Source organism: Streptomyces spiramenti (assembly GCF_012034385.1).
Taxonomy (GTDB): domain Bacteria; phylum Actinomycetota; class Actinomycetes; order Streptomycetales; family Streptomycetaceae; genus Streptomyces; species Streptomyces spiramenti.
The window spans coordinates 26,227-37,157 of record NZ_JAAVJB010000028.1; the positions used below are offsets into that span (position 1 = coordinate 26,227).

General features: G+C 67.1%; 11 protein-coding genes. 3 read left to right on the forward strand and 8 right to left on the reverse strand.

The annotated features are described in order from the left end of the window. Window positions 1-52 precede the first annotated feature (52 nt). Window positions 53-2,779, reverse strand: a complete 2,727-nt coding sequence (locus HCJ92_RS06160; protein WP_167932408.1) for a CRISPR-associated endonuclease Cas3'' — start codon at window positions 2,777-2,779, stop codon at window positions 53-55. 446 nt (window positions 2,780-3,225) lie between these two features. Between HCJ92_RS06160 and HCJ92_RS06165 the strand changes: the two genes are divergently transcribed. The 3 genes from HCJ92_RS06165 (at window position 3,226) to HCJ92_RS06175 (ending at window position 4,431) form a co-directional block, all read left to right on the forward strand. Beyond that, complete coding sequence (locus HCJ92_RS06165) at window positions 3,226-3,591, forward strand: serine/threonine-protein kinase (RefSeq protein ID WP_167932409.1); 366 nt, start codon at window positions 3,226-3,228, stop codon at window positions 3,589-3,591. Continuing rightward, window positions 3,588-3,779, forward strand: a complete 192-nt coding sequence (locus HCJ92_RS06170; RefSeq protein ID WP_167932410.1) for a hypothetical protein — start codon at window positions 3,588-3,590, stop codon at window positions 3,777-3,779. The genes HCJ92_RS06165 and HCJ92_RS06170 overlap by 4 nt, the downstream gene beginning before the upstream one ends. A 196-nt stretch (window positions 3,780-3,975) precedes the next feature. After that, window positions 3,976-4,431, forward strand: a complete 456-nt coding sequence (locus HCJ92_RS06175) for a hypothetical protein (RefSeq protein WP_167932391.1) — start codon at window positions 3,976-3,978, stop codon at window positions 4,429-4,431. 56 nt (window positions 4,432-4,487) lie between these two features. Here HCJ92_RS06175 and HCJ92_RS06180 read toward each other — a convergent pair whose 3' ends face one another. The 7 genes from HCJ92_RS06180 to HCJ92_RS06210 form a co-directional block, all read right to left on the reverse strand. After that, window positions 4,488-4,679, reverse strand: a complete 192-nt coding sequence (locus tag HCJ92_RS06180) for a DUF397 domain-containing protein (protein WP_167932411.1) — start codon at window positions 4,677-4,679, stop codon at window positions 4,488-4,490. Continuing rightward, the gene (locus tag HCJ92_RS06185; RefSeq protein WP_245240626.1) at window positions 4,676-5,527 is read right to left on the reverse strand and encodes a helix-turn-helix domain-containing protein; all 852 of its coding nucleotides are present in this window, start codon (window positions 5,525-5,527) and stop codon (window positions 4,676-4,678) included. The genes HCJ92_RS06180 and HCJ92_RS06185 overlap by 4 nt, the downstream gene beginning before the upstream one ends. Window positions 5,528-6,233: 706 nt before the next feature. Next, complete coding sequence (locus HCJ92_RS06190) at window positions 6,234-6,863, reverse strand: hypothetical protein (protein WP_167932412.1); 630 nt, start codon at window positions 6,861-6,863, stop codon at window positions 6,234-6,236. A gap of 111 nt (window positions 6,864-6,974) precedes the next feature. After that, window positions 6,975-8,009, reverse strand: coding sequence for a hypothetical protein (locus HCJ92_RS06195; protein WP_167932413.1), 1,035 nt, complete (start codon window positions 8,007-8,009; stop codon window positions 6,975-6,977). Further along, on the reverse strand, window positions 8,006-8,737 hold the full coding sequence (locus HCJ92_RS06200) for a hypothetical protein (RefSeq protein WP_167932414.1): 732 nt from the start codon (window positions 8,735-8,737) through the stop codon (window positions 8,006-8,008). The genes HCJ92_RS06195 and HCJ92_RS06200 overlap by 4 nt, the downstream gene beginning before the upstream one ends. Before the next feature lie 489 nt (window positions 8,738-9,226). Next, window positions 9,227-9,799, reverse strand: a complete 573-nt coding sequence (locus tag HCJ92_RS06205) for a hypothetical protein (RefSeq protein ID WP_167932415.1) — start codon at window positions 9,797-9,799, stop codon at window positions 9,227-9,229. Further along, window positions 9,796-10,931: hypothetical protein (locus tag HCJ92_RS06210; protein WP_167932416.1), on the reverse strand; the 1,136-nt coding region annotated here is incomplete at its 5' end. The genes HCJ92_RS06210 and HCJ92_RS06205, both read right to left, overlap by 4 nt.

A 10,931-nucleotide genomic window follows, 5' to 3' on the forward strand; every position in this document is an offset into this window, starting at 1 on the left:
GTGGTCGGACGTCCACTGCATGTTAGACGGACGTACGGGACGGAGTGGTCGTTCACGACAACTGGTCGATCGTCAGGCCATGTTCGGTCATGCGGAACCGATGGTTCGGCGTGGTGTAAACCCACTCGCCGTCTTCCTCTCTCAGCTTCAGCAGAAGGACGTTGGCGAGCGCCGGCATCTTGCGCCAGGCATCGTTGGCATCGCCAGTCATGCCCTCCACGAGGCGCTTGGGCACTGGAATCAGAGAGGAGACGATGCGGCCCGGCAGCGGTATCTGCTTGGTCCTGCGCTTACGATCGCGCACGGTTCTGTGCATCGGAACGTCATCCGCCAGCAGTGTCACGGCGTCCCCTTGCTGATTACGCCCGGGGTATCCGCACACCACGTGCACCAGCTCCTCACCGAGCACGGAGGAGAGCAGATCGGGTTCTGCTCCCGGGTGGCCGCGGCTCAGCAGGCCGAGGTCTCCATCGAGCTCACACGGCCCAGGCACAGCCAGCCAGCCAGCCGTGCCGCCGAATCTACGTTTGTCGACCCTGCGCCGATTGTCGAGCTGCTGGAGCTCACGCGCCGCAAAGGAGCCCAGGTTGTCGACGAGCTCCTCGGCATACACCTCGTCCAGCAGCGAGGGCAGTTCCTCCGGAAGAGCTACTGTCATGCCAGAGCCCAGGAGCAGTCCGGTACGGCACAAGAGTGCGGCATCGTCCCGTTCCGATGCGCTGTCCGCCCGGAGCACCGACAGCCGCGGCCGATCTCCCACGCTCTGCGCAGCACGGGCCATCAGGTCCGCGAGTGGTGCCGGCCCGGATACCACGAGGTCGAAGCACAGGCCCCGGACATGCTGCAGCATCGCCGTCGTCACCAGCACAGATGGACCAGGGGCCCCCTTACCAGGAGCGAAATCTCTCCCGCAGGCAGCCAAACGGTCCCAGCGGTCCTTGTTGCTCATCTGTTCGTGGACCACCGTCACGTCAAGAACAGGCAGACACCGCATGAGCTGATGGAACGTGCGGATGGCTTCCGCTGGCGTTGCCCTGTAGACCACGGCTCTCCCTCGTCCGGCAGCGGCTATCGGCGCAAGAGCCGCCTGAAGCTCGTCGTACGGCGCCCCGTCGACGACGGTGATGCCGAGCGTGCTGGCGCGGGCCGCCACCGCGGGCTGCCGGGGAAGACGCCAGCCTCCCGAACCAGCACCCACGAAGGACCACCCGGGCGACCGGCGCGGCTGCATAACTGGCTCCCGGCCCCCTCCGGCGCCACGGCGATAGGCAGCCAACATCGCGTCCACCGACGCGTCCGCCGCCGTCGTGGCCAGCACGACGGGGATCCGCAAGGCAGCGGCCCACTCCAGGAACCGCGGCATGAGCCGCTGCCCCCAAGCGCCGCGAGCATGGACTTCGTCAAGGACGACGACCTTGCCGGAGAGAGCGAAGAGCCTCATGACGTTGAACTTCACCGGCATGACGGCCTGCAGAAGCTCGTCCACCGTGCCCGTGCCGACCGCCGCCAAGAGCGCACGGTCGTACGAGTTGAGCCAGCTGTTCGCCGTCGGCACCCACTCCTCACCGGGCTCCGAGACGCTCACTCCTTCGGCCACGTTGGCGAGTGCCCACCCCTCCGTGGCTTCCGCCGGCTTCAATCGAGACGAACTGTGGAGCAGCAGCGACTGCCAGGGGCCCGCCAGCGCCCCCGCAGCGAACTCGTTCACCTGTGCCATGTGGCCGTCAGCCGCCGAGCCGGTGGGCAGTGCATAGAAGAGCCCCCGCGCGCCGGCTGCATGCCCGAGCACCGCCGCGGCGCCGAGAGCCGCTTCCGTCCGCTCCGCCGACGGTGGGGCCGTCACCACCACCATGCCCGGCCCGTGGGTGCTTACCAGGTCGGGCACCTGACCGGCCATACTCGCCCCGAGCCCGGCCTCCTCAACGACGCCAGGAGGTTCAGGCGGCGGGCGGAAGCCCGTACCGAGCAGGTCGGTCCGCTGCAGCAGGCCGGGAGCCGCAGCGCGGGCGACCCGCCAATAGGAGTCCAGGTCGTCGGGGGAACCCGCCCACCCGTCCTCTCTGAGGCGGTCCCGAATTCCTTCCTCAATGCTCGCCAGCCAGTCCGCAAGCGTCACCACCCCCGCCAGGACCACGGTCGCCATAGGCGTCAGCCGCCCGTGCGGAACCGCCGTGGCCCCGACCACCCGACGTACCTCGTCGAAATGGATCCGCCGCTGCTCCTCCCACGCTCCAGCCCCCAGACCGGGATGAAGCGCAAGGGGACACCGCGATTTCTTGTCCGGGACCGTCGGGTGGAAACGGCCTCCGTGCCCGCCGAGCAACTGGGCCACCGCGTGGCTGAGCCGGGCCTGCGGGCGGAGCTGCGAGGAGGGGTAGCCGACCTCCTTGAAGGCTCCCAACAGCCACCAGTGCGCCGCCGCTTCGTGCGACTGCATGTCGTGCTTGGCTTCGATGTCGGCCGCGTAGCCAGGCTCGCCGGCCAGCTGCTCCCGCCTGCCCTCGGGCCCATCCTCGTGCAGTTGGAACGGAACTCTGATCTTCCCGATGTCGTGCAGCCCCGCCCAGAAGGCCGCGAACGTCCGCGCCTGCTTGTCCGTGACCTCCAGCGCATTGGTCACGAAGCTTCGCTGGTGCACGGTCAGCAGCTGGTCCCAGATCACCTCGGCGACTGCAGCCGTGTCCAGCAGGTGACAGACCAGAGGAAGCGCGAGGCCGGCGTCACGAGCTTCCTTGCCCAGCCCAGCGGATTTACCCCAGATACGAGGGTCCAGAGACATGCCGCTCCTGGTATCAGCGCCTGACACAGGAGGGTTCCTCCAACGGCAAGCGAGCCATCTCCATTGTCCGCTACAGTACTTGCTGCTGCACGCCTCTCTGGGAGGTACGCGGAATCGTACTGGCTCTCCAGCCGACGACACATCGAGACAAACGGACGACCCTCGCGAGGGACGAGACGTGTCTCGCTTGTCTAGGCATTCTGGAGAAACAGTGTTCCGGTTCCTGCGGAAGTTCGTTCTGCGACTCGAGGCTCGATACAGGATCGAACGCATGGCGGTCGGCGCGTTCATTCGTGCTCTGATCGACGAATTCGTCAGCTGGCTCTTCTGAGCCGTCGGTGGCGGGCCCCAGAGGCCCGTCACCTCTTGGAGGCTGCCGTTCCTCCGGTCCTGGTTACTGCGGGAGTGACGGAGCGGCGACCGCCGACCTCCACGCCTTCGGCTGTGTGCTCTACGAACTGCCGCTGGGACGGCCGCTGTTCTCCACCACAACCCCTCTCGACCTCGCGGCGGAGCACCAGCCGAAGGTGCCGCCGGCCCTCCTCATGGTCCGGCCGTGCCTGCCCAAGCAGCTCGTCCACCTCGTGGAGCGGCTCCTGGAGAAGCAGCCCGACCTCCGCCCGGACAGTGCGGCGGCGGTCCGGGAGGCGTTGCTGCCGCTGGCGCAGGAACCGGACGACTCCGCCGGCGCTGCTCGCCCCCGAGCGGCAGCCCTCCGACCGCGTGAAGCGGCTGGTCGAGCTGCTGGCGCAGCCCGCTCCCGCAGCGCCGGTACCGGTGGCGCGCCGGTCGCCACGCCGGTCGGAGAATGAACGTCTTCGGAATCCACGAGCAACTGATCGACGCGTACGACCGGTTCATCCGCAGCGCCACCGTCATCCGGGACGCCAAGGTGGGGAACTTCCTGGAGGACGACCTCAAGAAGAAGTCCCAGTGGCCGGGCCCGTGGCTGTCGCTCAACCTGTTCTTGAGTACGACCGTACGGCTGAGGCGGGTTTGACGGTGGAGCATCCGTTGGTCGAGGGCGAGGGTGGGCGTATCGTTCGACGTTGAACTCGCCGCCCGGGTTCGGACCGCGGCACGACTGAGGTGTGGGGCGGGGTGGCCGAATGGGCAGCCACCTCGGGTGGGGCGCAGGGACTCAGCAGGGGGAGCGTCGAGTGGTTCGTCGGAGTCAGTACAGCAACCCGCGTCCGGTGGCGCAGTACACGGCCGGCGATAGTTGGCGCGAGCGTGGCGCGGAGCTGCCGCTACCACGGAAGCGCGCAGGCAAGATGAAGGAACTACACAAGACGATCAAGCTGATCCGCAGCTCGGTGAACAAGAAGCAGAAGAGCCAGGCGCGGCACTGGCTGCGTCAAGCGCGACGGCTACTCGCCGTTCTCCCCCGCGAGGACACCGTTCAGGAGCGCGAGCAGGTGAACGCGCTCTATCGGCGGCTCGGCCCTCCGGGACAGCCGGGAACGACCGCCAAGCCAGCCAAGGCGAAGCCCAAGGTGCCCGCCAAGGCCGCGAAACCCGCCGCCAGGCCGAAGGCGACCACGACCAAACCGCCACAGCCCCCGGCTGTGAGGGAGTTGGGCAACCGGTTCATCAACCGCACCGCGCTGGGGTACGGCGCGCCCGGCGTCCGAGACGTGCCGCCCATATGAACAAGCCGCTGCCCGCCGCCTGATCGCGCGGCGGGCAGCGGGTGGGACGACGCCGCTCAGTGCTCCGAGGTGAAGCGGACGAACGCCGACCAGCGTTCGGGGGTGACCGCGAAGGACGGGCGGGTCAGGTCCTTGGAGTCCCGCACGTGAACCGCCGGTTCGGTGAGCGCGACCTCCACGCAGCTGTCGCCCTGGCTACCGCTGTAGCTGGACTTGAACCAGGCAAGTTCCGTCTTGCCGCTGTTCATAGCTCTCCTCGCAGTTGCTCCAGCAGGCCGCGGGAATCGGTCGGGCTCAGGGCCTGCGAGCGCAGTGTTTCATAGCGTTGGCAGAGCACACCCACCTGTTTCGGGTCGGCGATGATCCGCCCGCTCTCCTGCCCCTCGGAGTAGCCGAGCCGCTGGCCCTCCGGCGTTTCCAAGAGCTGGACCGGGCCGTCGAGGCACGAGTGGAGGCCGGAGGTCAGCGGCAGGATCTGGAGCGAGACGTTGCGCGGAGCGCTGAGTTCCAGCACGTGATCGATCAGCCCCCGCATCCCCTCCGCGCCGCCGACCCGCCGCCAGAAAACCTGCTCCTCGACGATGAAGCTGAACGGCACCGTTGGCCGCTCACGCATCATGGCCTGCCGCTCCATCCGCGCCGCGAGCTGCGCCGCCAGTTCCTCCCCGCTGCGCAGCGGGATGGTGCTCTCGAAGACGGCCCGCGCGTAGCCGGCCGACTGCAACAGGCCGGGCACCAGGCGGCACTCGTAGGTCGACAGACTGGCCGCGTCCCGCTCCAGCCGCGCCCACTCGCGGAACCACGCCGCCAGCCCGGCCTCCTCCCTGGTCAGGTGGCAGGCTGCCTTCCGCAACGCCCCGGTGTTCCCGAGCGCCTGCTCCGCCCGCTCCACGAACACCTCGTCCGGCATCCGCCGGCCCTGCTCCACCGATTCGACCGTGTGTTTCGAGTAGCGCACCAGATCCGCGAACTCCACCCGGCTCAGCCCCGCGTGCTCGCGCAGACCCTGCACCACAGCCCCGAAGGTCCGCAGGCTGTCCGACGGATGCGGCTCCTTCCGCTCCGCGCGCGGCACCGCCACCGTTACCGGAACCATCTCTCCCGTGCCCATGCCCACCCTCTCGACCGTCCCACCACCGACGAAGCCCCACGCATTCGCCACAACGCCCAGCGTGGCCGCTCCCCGCCCCACCCGTCCACCCGGAACACACGCGTGGTTGACACACATCCGCCATCCGGGACAATTCCCACGCTCACCACCCGCGGTGGCCAGAAGCCGGCGAAGGCAGCCCAACGAGCGGTCAGGCGAACGGCGGGGGACAGCACTTCCGCCTGTGCCAGGCCCGCGCCGTGCGAACGCAGCTGCACGGTTCACCCCGTCGCCTACCGGCTGCCACCCGGTGTTCGCCCTCCGTCTCACACCGGGGCCTGCCAGGGCGCAGGCAGCCCATGACCTGCTCGTCCCCGTCCGCACACGGCGCCGCACGCCTGCGGGGACGAGGGCGACAACGAACCCCGCCCGATCACGCAGTCTGTGCGCGAATGGCCGCGCGGCTCGTCATCGTGCGCTGCTAACCGCCAGCCAGCCAGCACGCACGCCGGTCGACCTACCGCCCCGACATCGACCCACCGGCACCCGAATGCAGCGGATCGAACACCACACGCTCAAGAGGCTTGCATCAGGGGTCGTGTCTGTCGGCCACCGAGAGCCTCACGCTGGCGCTCTCTACGATCGTCGGACCCTTGTGCCGCAACCGCGGCCGCCAAGAACATTGCAGCGTGTGGACAGACGCCCACCTCGGTCACTCTTCACACAGTTCATCCTCCGCATCGGCAGTGAGCGTCACCGTCTGCCACACACCGTCCTCGCTCAGGTGCTGCCGGGAGGTGAAGTAGGTGGTGCCGCTCTCGGGCTCCTGCTCGCCGGTCTCCACCTCGATCAGGTATGCCCCGGACGCATCGCGACAGTACGTCGTGACGGCCACGGTGCCCGATCGCATCTCCAAGGTGCGGTTGTAGTAGCGGAAGGTGCCACCGAAGGAGAGACCGTCTTCGTGCATGCCGACGACGTAGTCCATGCTTCCGTGGAAGGCCGTATCTGCCAGGTAGAACGGCAGCGCGGGAACGGTGGTATCGCCGCTGGTGATTGCCTCGTCCACGGCGTTGATTCCGTGCTCCTGGTCGGTGAGGACGGCGAGTTCGACCGGGTCGTCGGTGTCGACCTTCTCGAAGACGTTGTTCACGTCGTCCGGCAGGTTGATCTCCGGACGGTCGATACCGCCCTCGGGCAGCTCCTCCTGGCCCGCCTCGTCGTCCTCACTCCCTGCGGGGCCCGGCGCCTCGGACGAGCCCGTATTGACACCGGGCAGCGCGTCGTCGGACGACTCGTCATCTCCACCGCACGCGGTGGCCAGCAGCCCGGTCGCCAACACGGCCGCAACCACAGAAGCAGAGCTTCGGCGCCGCATGTTAAAACCCCCCGAAAGCATTCGAACTAAACCCGACGGTCACGGTAGGTTGTGTGACTGACCTATAGACGCGCGTCAGCGGACGACGGTCTGGATCTCCTGGACGGTGACGTCCTGGGTGGTGCCGAACGCGCCGTCCGGCAGTGTCGCGCCGCTGCCGTCGGAGCCCTCCCAGCTGACCTCCCACACGACCGTCGCGCTGAACGGGTACGGTCCGCGGTCGTGAGTCGCCCGGTGGTAGGTGACCCCGCAGGCCGGCGCAGTTCCCGAGTCGGACGACGTGTACGGCCGACCCACACCGCCGTCCGCCCCGACCGCACAGCCGTCGTGCACCGTCGCGTCACCCGTTCCCGGATCGAGTTCCACGCGTGACGGGGTCGCGGTCACCGTCGCCCACAACTGCGAGTAGCCACTGATCGACGCCGTCACCGACACCGGCGCCAGATCGGACGCATCCATCCACACCCAGGTCGCCAGATTCACCTTCTGCGCATCCGCCGCCGGACTCAACTCGGCACGGACGTCCGGGATCTCCACCTCGGCATACGCCAGCTCAGCCAGCATCTCCGGCGTCGGAGAGTTGGGATGCGGCGGCGGAGTGTCATCGTGGTCCACCCAGAAGATCCGGGACTCACAACTCGCGGTCGAGCCGTCGGGATGGTTCGGGTTCGAGTGCACCGTCCACCAGGCACCTTCGTCCTCCCGCCCGATGTTGTGGTCCTCGTACTCACTCTTCTCGCCGTAGGTCTCATCGTGCGAGTCGATGATCGCCGAGGCGTTGTCCGGATCGGTCTTGTACGCCTGATCCTTGGCGTAGCCGTCCCACCACTCCTTGAACTCCGACGCCGACCACCGAGGCGCGTAATAGCACGGCGGCGGCGACCAGTTCGCCTGCCGCCCGGACAACGTCCCACCGGCACCCGAATGCGGCGGATCGAACACCACGCCGCCCACGCCGGCCTCGGAGACACCTGCCTTCAGCTTGTTGCCATTGCGGTCTCCGCGAACATCTCCTCCTCGGTCCCCGCGACCGCCACCGCCGTCTGTGGCGACCGCTGGTGGGGTCGCCGACAAGAGCAGCGCACCGACCAGTACAGCAACCGAGCTCACCGCACGCACGTGTCGTCTTCCCGCTCGGTCGTCAGCACGACGGTCTGCCAAACCCCGACATCGTTCAGTTCCTGACGCGAGGTGTAGTAGTAAGTACCGCTGTCCGGCTCTTTTTCACCACTGTCCACCTTCACCAGGTATGACTCGGACATGTCCGCACAGTACGTAGCGACGGCCGCCGTGCTCGACTGCATCTCGAGAGTGCGGTTGTAGTAGTACGTAGTGCCTCCGAAGGAAAGCCCGTCGTCATGCATACCGGAGGCGAACTCAAGGCTCTCCAGCAGCGCCGTGTCCGCCTGGTAGAACGGCAGCGATGGCACCTGAGTATCACCGCTGGTCACGGCCTCATCGACAGCGTTGATGGCATGCTCCTGATCGGCGAGGACGGCGAGTTCGACCGGGTCATCCGTGTCGACCTCCTCGAACACGTTGTTCACGTCGTCCGGCAGGTTGATCTCCGGACGGTCGATACCGTCCTCGGGCAGCTCCTCCTCGTCCGCCTCATCACTCCCCTCCTCGCCCTCACTCTCCGCGGGGTCCGGCGCCTCGGACGAGCCCGTGTCGACGCCAGGCAGAGCGTCGTCGGACGGCTCGTCGCCCCCACCGCACGCGGTGGCGAGCAGCCCGGTCGCCAGCACGGCCGCGACCACAGAAGCAGAGATACGGCGCCGCATGTCAAAACCCCTCGGGAGCATTCGAACGAAGAAATGCCAGTCACGATACGTCATGTCCCGGACACCCCGAGGCGCAGGTATCGACGGGCACGTTCGGCTACCGAGACGGCGCGCGACTCCACCGCGGTTCCCCGGTGGAGTGCCGCGAGTCCCGTTTCAGCCACCGCCTGCACCGCCCGACGGCCGCTCCGACCTCTGATGCGGTGGGTGCCAGTCCCCGGAGGCCAGGGCGTACGGCACCACCGCGTACGTGGCCGCATCGGGGTGCACAACACCGGAGGAGACCAGCACGTCGGATTGGCCCCGTCCACACGGCAGCCAATCCGAGATGATCGACGCGCTCGACACGGCTGCTATCGGCGACGCCCCCGCATCAGCATGCATGAAGTCGATTTGTCCGGTTCATGCAATGCTCCTGGATCGGGGGCTTCGCCAGTTGGCAGTCGCCGTAGTCGGTGGCCTGGTCGGGGGTGTCCTGCCAGCGGCGGATGTCCACGGCCCCTCGCCGGTGTACACAGGCCCGCAGGTCGGGATCTGGGGAGCTCACTCTGTGGCCTGGTTTCCGAGGGTGTTGCAATATTGCTGGGCGTGTTCCGTGACGGGTTGGATGAGTTCTGACACCAGCTCCAGTGCGAGGTCTTCGTCGTCCGGATACCGAGTGATGACGGAAGTGAAGTAGGGGCGGGTCTCGCCCTCGAATGTGCAGTCGGTCACGGCGCTCGCCATCCCTGGCCACGCGTATGCTTCGTAGGGTCCAGGAACGGCGACGGCTTCTTGTTCGGGATGGCTCCGCATTCCGTAAGCGAGCGGAGGTTCCGCTACTCCTCGATCGGCGTGGAACTGGGCGATGATTGTAATGACGGTCACCCTGTCGACGAGATACTTGCAGGTGAATTTACCACTGTTTACAACGACATAGTTATGGTCAAAATCAAGACGCTCCCCTGAAATGAAGATCGGCTCCATGTCGACGTCGAGTGGTGGAATGTCGCACAGGCTTCGAGGTATCTCGTACAGTCGTTCCGTTTTCTCCCCGGACTCACTCCACGTGCAACCCCCGGTGGACAGAAGAGTCAGGAATGCGCCTGCGCCGGCGGCCCAGTGCTTCGCGGTCAATTGCTGGCTCCCTTCGTGCGACCCATCCCGTAAGAAATGTTGGCGTGGTGCCTGGCTGCGTCCTTGTATTGTTCTGCGTCAACGTGGTCGGGGAGTGGGTCTCCGTACTTGTTGTGCAGGGCGGCTTCGACGGCGGTGGCGGCTGCCTTCTCGTTCTGCACTTCTGAGTCGTAGCGCACTTCCGCTCTCTCGTTGGCGGCGTTCCGCGCCTTCTCTTCTTCCAGTCCCTTGTAGAGCTCGGCGTTGAACTCGTCGAAAATCTTGGCGGTTGCTGTGCCGGCGAAAGGGAGGTTCTTGGTGGCGGTGTCGGAGATGGTGTTGAGGAAGCGCTCGGACCATTTCTTCCGCGTGGAGAGGGAGCCCTCGTCCATGACCTCCTTGTGGGCCGACGCGGCCCGGGATTCCGCCATGATGCCCGCGGTGACCGACCCCGGGGTCACCGCCAGTTTGATGGGGTCGTCCGGGTCGTCGTTGTCCATAGCTTGTTCGACTGCGAGTCCGGTCTGGGCGCTGGAGGCGCCTTCGATGGCGGCGAAGGCTTCCTCGTCGAGCGCGAGTTGGTAGAGCAGTCGTTCGGTGTTGGGGAGGTCGGCGCGGGGCAGGTCCGGGCGGTTGGGGATGTCGCTGTAGTCGCCGAGGGTGGTGTGGACGACGGCGATGTGTTCGGCGGTGATCATGCCGATGCGTGAGGTGCGGTAGGCGTGGTCGCCCTTGGGGGCGAGGAGGTGGGTGCGGTCCTCGTAGTAGCGGAAGACCTCGATGGCGAGGTCCTGCTGTTCCCGGGTGGGTGGGTCGTTGGCCAGGGAGTGGTCGGCGTCGGGGGTGCGGCCGGTGGTGGCGGCGACGAGGGCGTCGGTGAGGCCGTGGCGTTCGGGGTTGGAGGGGTTGAGGGGGTATTCGGGGCCGGGGCGTGCCGTGGCGTCGTCTTCGCCTTGGAGCATGAGGTAGTCGAAGTGGTCGGTCATGACCAGGGTGGCGGCGTGGGGGTTGTTGTGGGCGATCATGCCCAGCTGGCGGTCGAGGAGGTCGACGGAGAGGATCTCGCCGGGTTCGCCGTAGGCGGCATGGCGCCACTTCTGGGGGTCGGTGGCCTCGGCGGTGATCATGTCGTCGGTCAGCAGGTACAGGTACT